The sequence below is a fragment of the Streptomyces sp. AJS327 genome (assembly GCF_013450295.1).
In the GTDB taxonomy this organism is placed as follows: Bacteria; Actinomycetota; Actinomycetes; order Streptomycetales; family Streptomycetaceae; genus Streptomyces.
In genome coordinates this window covers 1,731,132-1,749,851 of sequence record NZ_SKBR01000002.1, presented here as the reverse complement: position 1 = coordinate 1,749,851, position 18,720 = coordinate 1,731,132, and the positions used below count along the sequence as shown (strand labels likewise).

The following is an 18,720-nucleotide window of genomic DNA, read 5'->3' as shown; positions in this document are numbered from 1 at the left end:
TCTCAGGAGTCGACATCCCCGAGGGCCATGCGCACGAGGTCGTCGACCTCCATGTCCGCGATGGCGTCCGTGGGTCCGTCGTCGGTGGTGGTTTCGGTTTCCGCTTCGGCGCGCGCGAGGCGCATCAGCGTCTCGACGAGCCCGGCGTCACGCAGGCGTTGGGTGGGGATGCTGGCCAGGGCCCGGCTCAGCTCCGCGTCCGCGATGTCCTGGCCGGTCGCCTCCGGGTCGGCGGCGCTCTCCGCGTCGTCCGGGACGACCTGGCCGAGGATGTGGGTACTGAGGGCCCTCGGGGTGGGCTGGTCGAAGACGACCGTGGCGGCGAGCCGCAGTCCCGTCGCGGAGCCGAGCCGGTTCCGCAGCTCGACAGCGGTGAGGCTGTCGAACCCGAGGTCCTTGAACGGGCGGTTCGGCTCGACGGTCTGGCCCGCGGAGCGGCCCAGGACCGCCGCGACGTGGGTGCGCACCAACTCCAGTACCTGGTGCTCACGTTCGGCGGGGTCGAGGTTCGCGAGCCGGGCGGCGAAGCCCGCCCCGCCGTCCGTCGCGCCGCGTTCGGCCACCTGGCCACGGCCGGTGACCCGCACCAGTGCGCGGAACAGCGCCGGAACGGCACCCGGGGTCTGGGCTCCGGCGCGCAGGGCGGCGAGGTCCAGGTGGATCGGGACCGAGAGGGCGTCGTCGACACGGTGGGCCGCGTCGAACAGCGCGAGTCCGGTCTCCGAGGACAGCGGTGAGACGCCGTCCTGGCTGGCCCGTCCGAGGTCCCGCTCGTCGAGGTGGCCCGTCATGGCGCTGGCCTGCTCCCACAGGCCCCAGGCCAGCGAGGTGGCGGGCAGTCCCTGGGCGCGGCGGTGGTGGGCGAGGGCGTCCAGGAAGACGTTGGCCGCCGCGTAGTTGGCCTGCCCCGAGCCGCCGAAGACGCCGGCGGCCGAGGAGTAGAGCGCGAACAGGTCCAGGTCCAGGTCGCGGGTCAGCTCGTGCAGGTTCAGGGCGGCGTCCACCTTCGGCCGCCAGACGTGCTCCAGCGTCTCGACGGTCTGGGAACCGAGCATGCCGTCTGCGAGGACGCCCGCGGTGTGGACGACGCCCGTCAGCGGGCGCTCGGCCGGTATGGAGGCCAGCACCCCCGCCAGCTCGTCCCGGTCGGCCGCGTCACAGGCCACCACCTCGGCGACGGCACCCGCCTCCGCCAGCTCCGCCACCAACTCCCCGGCACCCGGCGCCTCAAGACCACTGCGACTGGTCAACACCAGGCTCCGCACCCCGTGTTCAGCCACCAGATGCCGCGCCAGCAACGACCCCAACGTCCCCGTACCACCGGTCACCAACACCGTCCCGCCCGCGTCCAGCACACGCGGCATCCGCAGCACCACCTTGCCCACATGCCGCGCCTGACTCATGAACCGGAACGCCTCCGGAGCCCGCCGCACATCCCAACCCCGCACCGGCAACGGCTCCAGCGCGCCCCGCGCGAAGAGGTCCACGACGGTGCGCAGCATCTCGCCGATGCGGTCCGAACCGGCTTCGCGGAGGTCGTACGCCTGGTACCGAACCTCGGGAAGCCGCTGGGCGATCTGCTCGGGGTCACGGATGTCGGTCTTGCCCAGCTCCAGGAACTGACCGCCGTGTGGCAGGAGTTCGAGGGAGGCGTCGACGTACTCCCGGGCCAGGGAGTTGAGTACCACGTCCACCCCGGCGCCGCCGGTCGCCTCCTTGAAGGCGTCCCGGAAGTCCAGGTCCCGCGACGAGGCGATCTCCTCATCCGACAGGCCCAGGCCCCGCAGCACATCCCACTTGCCGGGGCTGGCCGTCGCCAGCACCCGCGCGCCGAAGTGCCGCGCCAGCTGCACCGCGGCCATGCCCACACCACCGGCGCCCGCGTGCACCAGTACCGTCTGCCCCGCGCGCACTCCCGCCAGGTCCACCAGGCCGTAGTACGCGGTCAGGAACACCACCGGCACCGACGCCGCCTGGTCGAAGGACCAGCCCTCCGGTATCCGGGCGATCTCCCGGCGGTCCGCGACGGCCAGCGGGCCGAAGCAGCCACCCATGAGGCCGAAAACCCGGTCGCCCGGCGCGAAGTCCTCGACGTCCGGGCCGACTTCGAGCACCACACCGGCACCCTCACTACCCATGATCGTCTGGCCGGGGACCATGCCCAGCCCGATGAGGACGTCGCGGAAGTTCACGCCCGTCGCCCGCACCCCGATACGCACCGTGCCCGGCGCGAGGGGCTCGCTCGCCTGCGGTACCGGGAGAAGCGTCAGCCCGTCGAACGTGCCGCTGCCCTCGGTGTCCAGCCGCCAGACGTCCGTCCCGGCGGGCGGCACCAGCGCCCCCGTCGTACCGGCGCGCACCAGGCGGGGAGTCAGCACCTCGGCGCCGCGCAGGGCGAGTTGGGTCTCCCCGGAGTCCAACGCGGCCTGGATCGCGGCCGCGACCGGGACACCGTCGGCGGTAGGCGCGCTGTCCAGGTCGAGCAGCAGGAAGCGGTCGGGGTTCTCCGACTGCGCCGAGCGGATCAGACCCCACAGCGGTGCCCCGGCCAGGTCGGCCTCGGCCCCGTTGCCCGCCGGAACGGCACCCCGGGTGACGACGACGAGACGGCTGTCCGCCAGCCGCTCGTCCGCCAGCCAACTCCGCACCAGGTCAAGCAGTTCGGTGGTACGGCGCAGCGCCGAGTCCGCGAGACCGTCGGCCGGGGTCACCGCCGGCGGAGTGTGGAGCACCACCTCGGGTGCGGTGGCACCGCCGTCCAGCGCCTCGGTCAGGTTCGCCAACTCCGCGTAGCGCGGGGCCTCGACGACCTGGTCGTCATCGCCCAGCGCGGCCCAGCCGGTGCTGTCGCGCGTCGCCTCGGGAACGGCGAACGGCATCCACGCCACGGTGAACAGCGCGTCGTTGCCAGGTGCGTTGGCGGCCGCCAGCTGTTCGGCGGAGACAGCGCGCAGGACGAGCGAGCCGATCGTCCCGACGGGGGCTCCCCCGGCGTCCGCGACACGCACCGTCAGCGCGTCGTCTCCGGCACGCGTGATGTGCACCCGGAGCCGGTCCGCTCCCCCGGCGAAGAGGGACACCCCGGTCCAGGCGAACGGGAGTCGTACGGCGTCCGCCGGACCGCCGAAGTCACCGAAACCGATCGCGTGCAGCGCGGCGTCGAGCAGCGCGGGATGCAGACCGAACCCGGCCGCCTCCTTCTGCCCGCCCTCGGGCAGCGCGACCTCGGCGAACACCTCACCATCGCGCCGCCACACGGCCCGCAACCCCTGGAACGTGGGCCCGTAGCCATACCCCGCGGCCTCCGCCTGTGCGTAGAAACCGGAGACGTCGATCGCCTCGGCCGCCGGGGGCGGCCAGGCGGCGAGATCCGTCCCGGCCGTCTCGCCCGCCGGTTCCGGAGCGAGCAGCCCCTCGGCGTGCAGCGTCCAGGGCCGGTCCTGCTCCACGCCCTCCGGCCGCGCGTACACCAGCAGTTCACGCTGTCCGGCGGGGTCGGAGGCGCCCACCACGATCTGCAACTGGACGGCGCCCTGCTCCGGCAGGATCAGCGGCGCCTGCAACGTCAACTCCCGTACGTGGCCACAGCCGACCTCGTCGCCCGCCCGAACGGCCAACTCCACAAAGCCCGTTCCCGGCAGCAGGACCGTCCCGCCCACCGCGTGCTCGGCCAGCCACGGATGCGTACGCAACGACAGCCGGCCCGTCAGCATCACACCATCACCGGAGGCGAGGCTCACCGCCGCACCCAGCAGCGGGTGTTCGGCGGCGGTCAGTCCGGCGCCGCTCACGTCCCCGCTACCGGCCGACTCCTCCAGCCAGTACCGCTCGCGCTGGAAGGCGTAGGTGGGCAGCTCGACCCGGTTGGCCGCGCGGCCCGCGTACACCGCGGTCCAGTCGATCTCGACGCCGTGCACCCACAACTCGGCCGCGTTCGCGATCAGTCGGGCGTTCTCCTCCTCATCACGCCGCAACGTCCCAACCACGGTGGCCTCGATACCGGCCTCCTCGGCGATGGCCTCCACACCCATCGTCAGCACCGGGTGGGCACTCACCTCGATAGCGCGTGAACAGCCCATGCCCAGCGCCACGTTGACCGCCTCACTGAAGCGCACACGCTGACGCAGGTTCGTGTACCAGTACTCCCCATCCATCCCCGTGCCATCGATCACCTCACCGGTGACCGCCGACACCACCGGGACGCGCGCCTCACGCGGGGCAACCCCGGCCAGCACCTCCCGCAACCGCTCCTCAATCGCCTCCACCTGGATGCTGTGCGAGGCGTAGTCCACCGGCACCCAACGCGCCCGCACACCCTCACCCTCCGCCCGAGCCACCAACGCCTCCAGACCAGCCACCGTGCCCGCCACCACCGTCGCCGAAGGACCGTTCACGGCCGCCACCGAGACGCCCTCCACGCTCTCGACGGCAGCCTCGGCCCACTCCAAACCCTCCGCGACCGACACCATCCCGCCACCACCAGCCAGCACCTCACCGATCAACCGCGAACGCAACGCCACCACACGAGCGCCGTCCTCCACGCTCAACGCACCCGCCACCACAGCAGCCGCGATCTCACCCTGCGAATGACCCACCACAGCCGACGGAGTAACACCCAGCGACTCCCACACAGACGCCAGGGAGACCATCACACCCCACAGAACCGGCTGGACCACATCCACCCGCTCCATCCACCCCTCATCCACACCACACAACACCTCACGCAACGACCACCCCACATACGCCGCCAACGCCGCCTCACACTCAGCCAACCGCTCCGCGAACACCGGCGAGGACTCCAACAACCCACGACCCATCCCCACCCACTGCGAACCCTGACCCGGGAACACAAACACCACACCCGAACCCGCACCGGCGTCGACCGTGCCGGAAACCACGTTCCCGGCCACCCCGCCCGAGCCCAACGCGCCCAGACCAGCGCTCAGTTCAGCCGACTGCGCACCCCACACCACCGCACGGTGCTCCAGCACCGAACGCGAGGAGAGCAGACTCCAGCCCACATCCACCGGATCGCCCGCGCCCACAGCCGCCGACAGCCGAGCGGCCTGCGCCGCCAACGCATCCGCCGAACGCGCGGACACCAACCACGGCAACACCCGCGAACCCGACAGACCCTCGCCGCCGGACACCACCACCGCACCACGCTCAGTCTCCGCCGGAGCCGACTCCACGATCACGTGCGCGTTCGTGCCACTGATACCGAACGAGGACACACCCGCCCGACGCGGCTGGCCCTCCGGGCTGGCCCACTCGCGCTCTTCCGTCAGCAGTTCGATCCGGCCCGTGGCCCACTCGATGTGCGGGGACGGCTCGTCCACGTGCAGGGTGCGCGGAAGAACGCCCTCGCGCATGGCCATCACCATCTTGATGACGCCCGCCACACCCGCCGCCGCCTGCGTGTGCCCGATGTTGGACTTGATGGAGCCCAGCCACAGCGGACGGTCCTCGGGACGGTCCTTGCCGTAGGTGGCCAGCAGCGCCTGCGCCTCGATGGGGTCACCCAGGGTGGTGCCGGTGCCGTGCGCCTCGATGGCGTCCACGTCGCCCGCGGAGAGCCCGGCGTTGGCGAGCGCCTGCTTGATGACGCGCTGCTGCGACGGGCCGTTGGGCGCGGTCAGACCGTTGGACGCACCATCCTGGTTGATCGCCGAACCCCGCACCACAGCAAGGACGTTGTGCCCGTTCCGCACGGCGTCCGACAACCGCTCCACCACCAGGACACCCACGCCCTCCGCCGGACCGAAACCGTCGGCGGCACCCGAGAACGCCTTACACCGGCCGTCCCCGGCGAGGCCACGCTGCTGGCTCATCTCCACGAAACTGTCGGTGCTGCACATGAGGGTGACGCCACCCGTCAGGGCGAGGTCACACTCCCCGTTGCGCAGCGACTGGACGGCCATGTGCAGGGCCACCAGCGAGGAGGAACAGGCGGTGTCCACCGTCACCGCCGGGCCCTCCAGACCGAGCTGGTAGGCGACCCGGCCGGAGATGACACTGAGCATGTTGCCGGTGCCGACGAAGCCGGTCACCGTCTCGGGGACCGCGTTCAGGCGGGACATGTAGCCCGAGGTCAACGCGCCGACGAAGACGCCGGTCTGGCTGCGCCGCAGGGACGCGGGGACGATCCCGGCGTGCTCGACGGCCTCCCAGGAGGTCTCCAGCACGAGCCGGTGCTGGGGGTCCATCGCCAACGCCTCGCGCGGCGAGATGCCGAAGAAGTCCGCGTCGAACTCCGGGGCGTCGTGCAGGAATCCGCCCTCGACGACGTAGCTCTTGCCCGGCGCGTCCGGGTCCGCGTCGTACAGGTCCTCGTCCCAGCCGCGGTCGGTGGGGAACGGCGTGACACCGTCCTGACCCTCGGCCACCAGCCGCCACAGGTCCTCCGGGGAGGCCACTCCACCTGGCAGGCGGCAGGCCATCCCCACGACGGCGATGGGCTCGTCGTCGCCGGTAGCCGTGGTCGTGCCGGTGGGCCGCCGGACGGTGGACTCCGTCTCCACGCCGGACAGTTCACCCGCCACGTACGCGGCGACCGCGCCCGGGGACGGGTGGTCGAAGATGAGCGCGGCGGGCAGGCGCAGCCCGGTGGCCGCGTTTAGCCGGTTCCGCAGTTCGACCGCGGTGAGGGAGTCGAAACCCAGTTCCTTGAAGGGGCGTTCCGTGGGGATGGCCCCGGCGTCGGCGTGCCCCAGCACGGCGGCCACATGGGTGCGCACCAGGTCGAGGAGGAAGCGCTCCCGTTCGTCCGTGGTCATGCTCGCGAGCCGGTCGGCGAGGGTGCTCGACTGCTCGGTTCCGGCCTCGACCGCGCGGCGCGCCGTGCCACCCCGGACGATGCTCCGCAGCAACGGCGCCACGGTGTCGCCCAGCGCGGCGCGCAGGGCGGGCAGGTCGACGTCCAAGGCGACGAAGAGCGCCTCGTCCCGGAGGACCGCGGAGTCGAAGAACCGCATGCCCGCCTCGTTGGTGAGGGGGATGAAGCCGTTCTTGGCGACCCGGTCGATGTCCTCCTCCACCAGGTGGCCGGTCATGGCGCTGGCCTGCTCCCACAGTCCCCACGCCAGGGAGGCGGCGGGAAGGCCCTGGGCCCGGCGGTGGTGGGCCAGCGCGTCCAGGAAGACGTTGGCGGCGGTGTAGTTGCCCTGTCCCAGTCCGCCGAGAACACCGGCGGCGGAGGAGTAGAGCACGAACATACCGAGGTCGGCGTCGCGGGTCAGCTCGTGCAGGTTGACCGCGGCGTCCACCTTCGGCCGCCACACGTAGCTGAGTTGGTCGGATGTGAGGGAGGTGAGGACACCGTCGGCCAGCACCCCGGCCGCGTGCACCACTCCGGTCAGGGGACGGTCCTGGGGGATGGCGTCGAGGACGGCCGCCAGCGCCTCCCGGTCGGCGGCGTCACACGCCACGACCTCCGCCGTCGCGCCGTGTTCCGCCAGCTCCGCGACCAGTTCCCCGGCCCCGGGCGCCGACGTGCCCTGACGGCTGGTGAGCAGCAGGTGGCGCACTCCGTACTCGGTCACCAGGTGGCGTGCCAGCAGCGATCCGAGCGTGCCGGTGCCACCGGTGATGAGGACGGTGCCGCGCGGGTTCAGCGCGGGCGGGGTGGTGAGGACGACCTTGCCGACGTGCTTCGCCTGGCTCATGTGGCGGAACGCCTCGGGGCCCCGGCGCACGTCCCAGGTCGTGACGGGGAGGTGGGTGAGTTCCCCGCTTTCGAGGAGGGAGATGACCTCGTTCAGCATCTCCCCGATCCGGTCGGGACCGGCCTCGCCGAGGTCGTACGCGAGGTACCGGACGCCCTCGTGCTCGCGGGCCACGCGCTCCGCGTCACGCTTGTCGGTCTTGCCCATCTCCAGGAACTGGCCGCCACTCGGGAGGAGTTCGAGGGAGGCGTCGACGTACTCCCGGGCGAGGGAGTTGAGCACCACGTCGACACCGGCACCGCCGGTCACCTCGCGGAAGGCGTCCCGGAAGTCCAGGTCGCGGGACGAGGCGATCTCCTCATCCGACAGGCCCAGGCCCCGCAGCACATCCCACTTGCCGGGGCTGGCCGTCGCCAGCACCCGAGCACCCCAGTGGCGTGCCAGCTGGATCGCCGCCATCCCCACACCACCGGCGCCCGCGTGCACCAGCACCGTCTGCCCGGCGCCGACACCGGCGAGGTCCCGCAACCCGTAGTAGGCGGTGAGGAACACCACCGGCACCGAGGCGGCCCGCTCGAACGACCAGCCATCGGGTATGCGCGCCACCATGCGCGCGTCGGTGACCGCCAACGGGCCGAATCCGCCGTGGAACACACCGACGACCCGGTCTCCGGGAGCCAGCGAAGTGACGCCCGGACCGACCTCCAGCACCACGCCCGCGCACTCGCTGCCCATGACCGTCTGGTCCGGGACCATGCCGAGGCCGATGAGCACATCTCGGAAGTTCACACCGGTCGCCCGGACGGCGATACGCACCGTCCCCGGCGCCAGTTCGGCGGCGGCCTCCGGGGCGGGCAGCAGCCGCACCCCCTCCAGGGTGCCGGAGGCAGTGGTGTCCAGCCGCCAGGCGTCCACGCCGCGCGGGGGCACCAGCGCGCCACCGGTGTCGGCCCGGTTCAGCCGCGGTACCAGCAACTCGCCGCCGCGCACGGCGATCTGCGACTCGTCGGCCGCGAGCGCCGTGGCCACCGCGTCCGCGAGGTCGTCCGCCGCGTCCTCCACCGGGCAGAGGTCGACGAGCAGGAACCGCCCGGGGGCCTCCTGTTGCGCGGTGCGCACCAGGCCCCAGACGGCGGCGGCGGTCAGGTCCGTCACGTCCTCGCCGGTCCGCGTCGCCACCGCGCCCCGGGTGACGACGACGAGTCGGGAGTCGGCCAGCGCGTCGTCGGCCAGCCACTCCTGGACGAGGCCGAGCAGTTCACTCGCCGTTCGCTCGGCCGCCCGCGACAGACCGTCACCGGGGGCGAGTTGGCCCGGGGACGGAGTGGTGACGACGAGGGGCGGGGCCGGAACACCCGCGTCAACGGAGGCGCGCAGCGCGGTGAGTTCGGGGAACGAGCCGAGGGCGATCCCGACGCCACCGATGGCTCCGCCCACTCCCAGTACGTCGTCGCCCACGATCGCCCACGCGGGCTGGCTCTCGGAGGCCGCCACCCGCGACGAGGTGTCCCAGCGGAGCGCGAAGAGCCCCTCGTCGTCCCGCGTGGCCGCTTCGGTGAGCGTCAACTGTTCCGGGCGCACGGGCCGCAGCATGAGCGAGCCGACGTGCGCCACCGGACGGCCGCTGACGTCCGTCAGATCGATCGAGACGGCCTCCGACCCGGCGGGCGCGAGCCGAACCCGGGCCGCCCTGGCGCCGGAAGCCAGCAGCGTCACGTCCGACCAGCCGAACGGCAGCCGCATCGCGCCGTCTTCCGGCTCTCCGAACGAGCCGAGGCCGATGGCCTGGAGAGCGGCGTCGAGCAGCGCCGGGTGGAGCCCGAACCGCCCCGCCTCCGCCTGCTGTTCCTCGGCCAGCGCGAGTTCCGCGAAGACCTCGTCCTGCCGCGTCCACGCCGCCCGCAGCCCCTGGAACACGGGGCCGTAGCCGTACCCCGCCGCTCCAGCGTTCCCGTAGAACTCCGACACGTCCACGGCCTGGGCGCCCTGCGGCGGCCACACCGTCAGGTCGACCTCGGAAACCGACGGCACCGCGACGGAGAGCAGACCCTCGGCATGGCAGACCCAGGGCTGGTTCCCGTCCCCCTCAGGGCGGGAGTGGATGGTCAGCCCCCGGTCGCCCGTGGCGGCGTCCGGTGCCCCCACGGCGACCTGCAACTGCACGGCGCCCTGTTCGGGCAGCACCAGCGGGGCCTGGAGCGTCAGCTCACTCAGCTGACCGCAACCGACTTCGTCGCCGGCCCGAACGGCCAACTCCACAAAGCCCGTTCCCGGGAACAGGACGGTACCGGCGACCGCGTGATCCGCCAGCCACGGATGCGTACGCAACGACAACCGGCCCGTCAGCATCACACCATCACCCGAGGCAAGGCTCACCGCCGCACCCAGCAACGGGTGTTCGGCGGCGGTCAGTCCGGCGCCGCTCACGTCCCCGCTACCGGCCGACTCCTCCAGCCAGTACCGCTGGTGCTGGAAGGCGTAGGTGGGCAGCTCGACCCGGTTGGCCGCGCGGCCCGCGTACACCGCGGTCCAGTCGATCTCGGCGCCGCGTACCCACAACTCGGCCGCGTTCGCGATCAGTCGGGCGTTCTCGTCCTCCTGGCGGCGCAGCGTGCCGACCACGGTGGCCTCGATACCGGCCTCCTCGGCGATGGCCTCCACACCCATCGTCAGCACCGGATGCGCACTCACCTCGATAGCGCGTGAACAGCCCATGCCCAGCGCCACGTTGACCGCCTCACTGAAGCGCACACGCTGACGCAGGTTCGTGTACCAGTACTCCCCATCCATCCCCGTGCCATCGATCACCTCACCGGTGACCGCCGACACCACCGGGACGCGCGCCTCACGCGGGGCAACCCCGGCCAGCACCTCCCGCAACCGCTCCTCAATCGCCTCCACCTGGATGCTGTGCGAGGCGTAGTCCACCGGCACCCAACGCGCCCGCACACCCTCACCCTCCGCCCGGGCCACCAACGCCTCCAGACCAGAGACCGTGCCCGCCACCACCGTCGCCGAAGGACCGTTCACGGCGGCGACGGAGACGCCCTCCACGCTCTCGACGGCAGCCTCGGCCCACTCCAAACCCTCCGCGACCGACACCATCCCGCCACCACCAGCCAGCACCTCACCGATCAACCGCGAACGCAACGCCACCACACGAGCGCCGTCCTCCACGCTCAACGCACCCGCCACCACAGCAGCCGCGATCTCACCCTGCGAATGACCCACCACAGCCGACGGAGTAACACCCAGCGACTCCCACACAGACGCCAGGGAGACCATCACACCCCACAGAACCGGCTGGACCACATCCACCCGCTCCATCCACCCCTCATCCACACCACACAACACCTCACGCAACGACCACCCCACATACGCCGCCAACGCCGCCTCACACTCAGCCAACCGCTCCGCGAACACCGGCGAGGACTCCAACAACCCACGACCCATCCCCACCCACTGCGAACCCTGACCCGGGAACACAAACACCACACCCGAACCCGCACCAGAATCGACGGAGCCGGACACCACGTTGCCCGCCACCCCGTCCGAACCCAGCGCCGCCAGGCCGGAGTTCAGCTCCGTCGACTCCGCACCCCACACCACCGCACGGTGCTCCAGCACCGAACGCGAGGAGAGCAGACTCCAGCCCACGTCGACAGGGTCAACGTCGGCCACAGCCGACGAGAGCCGAGCGGCCTGCGCCGACAGCGCATCCGCCGAACGCGCGGACACCAGCCACGGCAACACCGGCGAACCCGACAGACCCTCGCCGCCGGACACCACCACGGCGTCCGGCTCCGCATCCGCCGGAGCCGACTCCAGGATCACGTGGGAGTTGGTGCCGGACATGCCGAAGGAGGAGACCGCGGCGCGTCGGAGGCCCGCGTCGCCCTGGGGCGTCCACTCCCGCTGTTCGGTGAGCAGTTCGAGTTCGCCCGCGGTCCAGTCGACGTGCGGGGTGGGCTCGTCGGCGTGCAGGGTGCGCGGGAGGACGCCCTCGCGCATGGCCATGATCATCTTGATGACGCCCGCCACACCCGCCGCCGCCTGGGTGTGGCCGATGTTGGACTTGACGGAGCCCAGCCACAGCGGACGGCCCTCGGGACGGTCCTGGCCGTAGGTGGCCAGCAGCGCCTGCGCCTCGATCGGGTCACCCAACGAGGTCCCCGTACCGTGCGCCTCCACCACGTCCACATCGCGCGGGGTGAGCCGGGCGCTCTCCAACGCGCGCTCGATGACCCGCTGTTGGGACGGACCGTTCGGCGCCGTCAGGCCGTTGGACGCACCGTCCTGGTTGACCGCCGAACCCCGCACCACAGCAAGGATCTTGTGCCCGTTCCGCCGCGCGTCCGACAGCCGCTCCACCACCAGCAGGCCGATGCCCTCCGCCCAGCCGGTGCCGTCCGCCCCGGCGCCGAACGCCTTGCAGCGGCCATCGGCTGCCAGGCCGCGCTGCTGGCTGAACTCGGCGAACACGCCCGGGCTGGGCATGATCGTCACGCCACCGGCCAGCGCCATGGCGCACTCGCCGTTCCGCAGCGACTGCACGGCCAGGTGCAGCGCCACCAGCGAGGAGGAACAGGCGGTGTCCACCGTCACCGCCGGGCCCTCCAGCCCGAGGGTGTAGGCGACCCGACCGGTCAGGACGCTGGTGGCGTTGCCCGTCAGGGAGAAGCCGCTCACGCTGTCGGGCGCGTTCAGCATGTCGGTGAGGTAGCCGAAGCTGGCCGCCCCGACGAACACGCCGGTGTTCTGCCCGCGCAGCGAGGTCGGGGCGATGCCCGCCTGCTCGAACGCCTCCCAGGTGGTCTCCAGCAGCAGCCGCTGCTGCGGGTCCATCGCCAGCGCCTCACGCGGCGAGATGCCGAAGAACTCGGCGTCGAACTCCGGGGCGTCGTGCAGGAATCCGCCCTCGACGACGTAGCTCTTGCCCTTCGCGTCCGGGTCCGGGTCGTACAGGTCCTCGTCCCACCCACGGTTGACGGGGAAGGGCGTGATGCCGTCCCCACCCCGCTCCACGAGCCGCCACAACTCCTCGGCGGAGCTGGCCCCACCGGGGTAGCGACAGGCCATACCCACAACGGCGATGGGCTCCCGGCTCTTGGCCTCGTTCCGCTGGAGACGCTGGCGCGTCTCTTGGAGGTCGGCCGTGACCAACTTGAGGTAGTCGCGGAGCTTCGCTTCGTTGTCAGACATCTACTTGTCTCCAGGCAAGGTGTGGTGCGAGGTGGGGCGAGTCGTGCGGCGGGTCAGCCGAGGCCGAGTTCCTTGTTGATGAGGGCGAACATCTCGTCGTCGGTCGCCGTGTCGAGCGACACCGGCCCGGAGTTCGGCTCCTCATTCCCGGCTCGCGCGCTGTCGCCCCCGGAGTCGTCGTTCTCCAGCCGCCAGACCAGCGACTGGAGACGCTTCAGCAGCCCGGAACGGTTCTCCCCGTCGATCGGCGCGGCGTCGAACGCGGCCTCCAGCTTCTCCAACTCGCCGAACACACCGGTGGGTTCGGCTGTCTCCTCGGGCTGGATCTGACCGTGCAGGTAGCCCGCGAGTGCGTCGGGGTTGGGGTAGTCGAAGACCAGGGTGGCGGGCAGCTGGAGTCCGGTCGCACCACTCAGCCGGTTCCGCAGCTCGACCGAGGTCAGCGAGTCGAAGCCCAGGTCGGAGAAGTCCCGGGTGGACTCGACCGCGTGGGCCCCGCCGCGTGCCAGCACCTCCGCCACGTTCTCGCGTACCAACTCCTGGAAGAACGCGAGTCGTTCGTTCGAGTCCAGCCCCGCGATCCGCTGCGTCAGTGAGGTACCGGCCTCCTCGGCCCGTGCCGACACCCTCCGCTCGGGCGTCGGCACGATGCCACGCAGGATGGCGGGCAGCGCCCCGGCCTGGGCGTTCTTCCGGAGGGTCGCCATGTTGACCTCGACGGCGACGAAGTGCGGCTCGCCCGAGGCGGTCGCCGTGTCCAGCAGCGTCAGCGCCGTCTCCGAGGACATCGGGGCGATACCGGTCCGGCTGATGCGCTCCCTGTCCGCCTCGCCCAACTCGGAGGTCATGCCGCTCGCTTCGGCCCACAGACCCCAGGCGACGGACGTGGCCGCCAGCCCCTGGCTGCGCCGGTGGTGGGCGAGCGCGTCCAGGAAGGCGTTGCCCGCCGCGTAGTTGCCCTGTCCGGGCCCCCCGAAGACACCGGCCGTCGACGAGAACAGCACGAAGGCGGAGAGGTCGGCGTCCCGGGTCAGTTCGTGAAGGTTCAGCGCGGCGTCCACCTTGGGCCGCAGGACTGTCGCGAGCTGCTGCGGAGTGAGGGCCGACAGCACCGCGTCGTCGACGACACCCGCGGTGTGGACGACCCCGGTGAGGGGGTGCTCCGTCGGTATCTTCCCCAGGAGTACGGCCAGTTCGTCGCGGTTGGTGAGATCGCAGGCCATCACCTCGGCCTCGGCCCCGAGTTGGGCCAGGTCGGCCACGAGCGCGTCGGCCCCGGGAGCGTCCGGTCCCCGGCGGCTGGTGAGGAGGAGCCTGCGCACCCCGTGCTGTCCGGCGAGCCGCCGGGCGACGAGCCTCCCGAGCGTGCCCGTGCCGCCGGTGACGAGAACGGTGCCGTCGCTCCGCCACGGCGACTCGCCCGGAACACCGGGCTCCGGGGTCCGCACGATCGACGGGGTGTACACCTCGTCCGCACGGATCGCCGCCTGCGGGGAACCCTCCGCCAGCGCCATGGAGACGCCCTCGACGAGGGTCTCGCCGTCCAGCATGTCGTCCGAGTCCACGTCGATGATCAGGAACCGTTCCGGGTTCTCCGTCTGCGCCGTGCGCACCAGGCCCCACACCGGAGCGTGCGCGAGGTCAGCGACGTCCTCCCCCTCGGTGACGGCCACGGCGTTGCGGGTGACGAAGACCAGCCGGGACGTGGACAGCCGCTCATCCGCCAGCCACGCCTGCGCCAAGGCGAGCGCGTCCCGTGTCGCGGCGTGGGCGGCCTCGGCGTCCGGCAGCGCCCCGCCGGAGGCGGGCCCCGGGCTGACGCAGGAGACCAGCACGACCTCCGGGGCCGGTACTCCCCCGTCCAGCACCGCCGTGAAGGCGGCCAGGTCGTCGTAGGTCGAGACGGCCATCCCGGCGTACTGGAGACCGGCCGCCAGCCCCATCGGGTCGGCGCCGAGCAGCGCCCACGCCTCAGCGAAGGTCTCGTCATCGACGTCGTCGGCCGTTCCCGAGCCGTCCGCCAGGGTCCAGGAGACCTGGAAGAGACGGTTGCCCTGCACCGGCGCGGCCGGGAGCTGATCGGTGTTCAGCGGGCGCAGCGTCAGGTTCTCCGCCGTGAGGACCGGCTGCCCGGCGACGTCCGCCACCGCGACGGACAGCCGCTCCGCACTCCCCTCGCGGAGCGTCAACGCGACGCGCAGTGTGGAGGCGCCGGTCGCGTGCAGGGTGACGCCACTCCAGGCGAAGGGCAGCTGGACCGTTTCCGAGTCCTCCCCCGTACGGACACCCAGCGGATGAATCGCGGCGTCCAGCAGGGCCGGGTGCATCCCGAACCGGGCTGCCTCCTCCTGCTGTTCCTCGGGCAGCGCCACCTCAGCGAAGATCTCGTCGCCGCGCCGCCACGCCGCCCGCAGCCCCTGGAACGCCGGGCCGTAGCCGTAGCCCTTGGCCTCGGCGTCGTCGTAGAACGAGGACACCTCAACCGCCTCCGCACCAGCCGGCGGCCACACCCCCGCCAACTCACCCACCTCAGACACCACACCCACCTGCGCCACCAACACACCCTCCGCGTGACACGTCCAGGGCAGGCTCTCACCATCGCTCTCGGGCTGGGAGTGCACGGCCACGGAACGACCGCCGTCCTCGTCCTCCGCGCCCACGGTCACCTGCACCCGCACCGCGCCGCTGTCCGGCACCGCCAGAGCCGACTGGAGCGTCAGCTCCCGCACCTGCCCACAGCCGACCTCATCACCCGCCCGAACGGCCAACTCCACAAAGCCCGTTCCCGGGAACAACACCGTCCCCGCCACCGCGTGATCCGCCAACCACCCATGCGTGCGCAGCGACAGCCGACCCGTCATCACCACCCCACCGTCCGACGCCAACCGCACCGCCGCGCCCAACAACGGATGCTCGGCCGCGTCCAACCCCGCACCACTCACATCCGACACACCAGCAGCCGACTCCAACCAGAAGTGCTCGCGCTGGAAGGCGTAGGTCGGCAGCTCCACCCGACGCGCCCCACGCCCCTCGAAGAACACCGACCAATCCACCGACAACCCACTCACCCACAACCGCGACACCGCCTCCATCACACAACCCACCTCACCCCGACCACGCCGCATCACCGGAACAAACAGCGTCCCGTCACCCTCAACACACTCCGCCCCCATACCCGACAACACCGCATCCGGACCCAACTCCACAAACCGCGACACCCCCGCCCCCACCAACCACTCCACACCCTCCGCGAACCGCACCGCCTCCCGCACATGCCGCACCCAATACGAAGCAGTACACAACTCCTCAGCACCCACCACCCCACCCGTCACATTCGAGACCACCGGAATACGCGGCACACCAAACTCCACCCCCTCCAACACCCGACCAAACTCCTCCAACATCGGCTCCATCAACACCGAATGGAACGCGTGCGAAACCCTCAAACGCCGCGCCTTCACCCCCACACCCTCACACCCAGCAACAACCTCCTCCAACACACCCAACTCACCCGAAACCACCACCGAAGCCGGACCATTAACCGCCGCCACCGACACACCCCCACCCACACCAGACAGCAACTCCTCAACCCACCCAACACCAGCAGCGATCGACACCATCCCACCACCCTCCGGCAACGCCTGCATCAACCCACCACGCGCCGCCACCACCCGACACGCATCCTCCAACGAGAACACACCCGACACATACGCCGCCGCCACCTCACCAATCGAATGACCCATCACAAAATCCGCCCGCACACCCCACGACTCCACCAACCGCCACAACGCCACCTCCACCGCGAACAACCCCGCCTGCGTAAACACCGTCTCCCCCAACAACCCCCCCACCTCAGAACCCTCCTCAGCCCACAACACCTCACCCAACGACCCCGGCAACAACCCCTCAAACCCCGAACACACCTCATCCAAAGCCGCCGCGAACACCGGGAACTCATCAGCGAGTTCCACACCCATACGAGCACGCTGCGCACCCTGACCCGTAAACATCACCGCCGTACGACCATCCACCACACCACCCACCACACACCCCACACCCGAACCCTCCACCACAGCACCACTCACACCACCACCAGCAACCAACCCACCCAACCCACCAACCAACCCACCCACATCCGAACCCCACACCACACCACGCGACCCCAACCCCGCACGCCCCGAGGACAGGGACCACCCCACATCCACCGCAGCGAAGTCACCCTCAGCCACCACACCCACCAAACGCTCCGCCTGACCCACCAACGCCGCCGACGACGCACCCGACAACACCCACGGCACCACAGACCCCACACCCGAACCCGAAACGGCGGCCGACTCCACGTCGGCGGACTCGCCCGGGACTATCCTCACCGACTCCTGGCCCGCCTTCGCGTCGTCCTCCGCGGGCTGCTCCAGCACGACGTGGACGTTGGTGCCGCTGATTCCGAAGGCGGAGACCGCCGCGCGGCGCGGGCCCTCGCTCGGCTCCCAGGGCCGCGCCTCGGTCAGCACCTCCACCGCGCCCGACTCCCAGTCGACGTGCGGGGAGGGCTCATCCACGTGCAGCGTGCGCGGCAGCACACCCGCACGCATCGCCATCACCATCTTGATGACACCGGCCATACCGGCGGCGGCCTGGGCGTGCCCGATGTTCGACTTCACCGAGCCCAGCCAGAGCGGACGCCCCTCCGGGCGGCCCTGGCCGTAGGTGGCCAGCAGCGCCTGCGCCTCGATCGGGTCACCCAGCGAGGTCCCCGTACCGTGCGCCTCCACCACGTCGATGTCGGCCGTGGTGAGGCGGCAGTTGACGAGGGCCTGCTTGATGACGCGCTGCTGGGCGGGGCCGCTCGGGGCCGTCAGGCCGTTGGAGGCACCGTCCTGGTTGAGGGCCGAGCCACGGATCAGCCCGAGCACCTGGTGTCCGTTGCGACGGGCGTCGGACAGGCGCTCCAGCAGCACCACTCCTACCCCCTCGGCAAGGCCCATGCCGTTGGCCGAGGAGGAGAACGCCTTGCACCGGCCATCCGCGGCCAGACCCCGCTGGCGGCTCCAGCCGGTGAACTCGTCCGAGGTCGACATGACCGCGACACCGGCCGCCACGGCCAGGCTGCACTCCTGGCGGCGCAGCGACTGGGAGGCGAGGTGCAGACCGGTAAGGGAGGAGGAGCAGGCGGTGTCGAAGGTGAGCGCGGGCCCCTCCAGACCGAAGGTGTAGGAGATGCGGCCGGAGACGACGCTGCTCGCGCTGCCGGTGAGGAGGTGCCCCTCGAAGCCCAGGGGGATGTCGTGGATACCGGAGCGGTAGTCGAGCGGGTTGCAGCCGACGAAGACGCCAGTAGCCGTGCCCCGCAAGGAGGTTGGGGGCATCCCCGCCCGCTCGAACGCCTCCCAGACCACCTCCAGCAGGATCCGCTGCTGCGGGTCCATCGCCAGCGCCTCTCGCGGGGAGATGCCGAACAGGTCCGCGTCGAACTCGTTCGCCTGGTGGAGGAAGCCGCCCTCGCGGACGTACGTCTTGCCGTGCTGGTCCGGGTCGGGGTCGTAGAGGTTCTCCAGGTCCCACCCGCGGTTGTCCGGGAAGGCCCCCACCCCGTCGCCACCCTCGTCGACCAGCCGCCACAGGTCCTCCGGCGAACGGACGTCGCCGGGGTAGCGGCAGGCCATGCTGACGATGGCGATGGGCTCGTGGTCCCGCTCCTCCGCCACCGCGAGACGGTTCTGGGTCTGGGTCAGGTCCGCGGTGACGCGCTTGAGGTACTCAAGGAGCTTTGCTTCGTTCTGGGCCATCGTCGACGTTCTCCACAAGGCTGGGGTGTGAAGGGCGGGGCACCGCCCGGTGCTGTCTGGGGGGCGCG

Annotated in this window: 2 protein-coding genes; both read right to left on the bottom strand. The window is 71.3% G+C overall.

Annotated elements, in window-relative coordinates:
• Window positions 1-2: 2 nt before the first annotated feature.
• Window positions 3-12,866: a type I polyketide synthase gene (locus tag E0L36_RS27740; protein ID WP_258016190.1), complete on the bottom strand. Its 12,864-nt coding sequence runs from the start codon at window positions 12,864-12,866 to the stop codon at window positions 3-5.
• Window positions 12,867-12,919: 53 nt separating this feature from the next.
• Window positions 12,920-18,652, bottom strand: coding sequence for a type I polyketide synthase (locus tag E0L36_RS16785; RefSeq protein WP_180929799.1), 5,733 nt, complete (start codon window positions 18,650-18,652; stop codon window positions 12,920-12,922).
• Window positions 18,653-18,720: the final 68 nt, after the last annotated feature.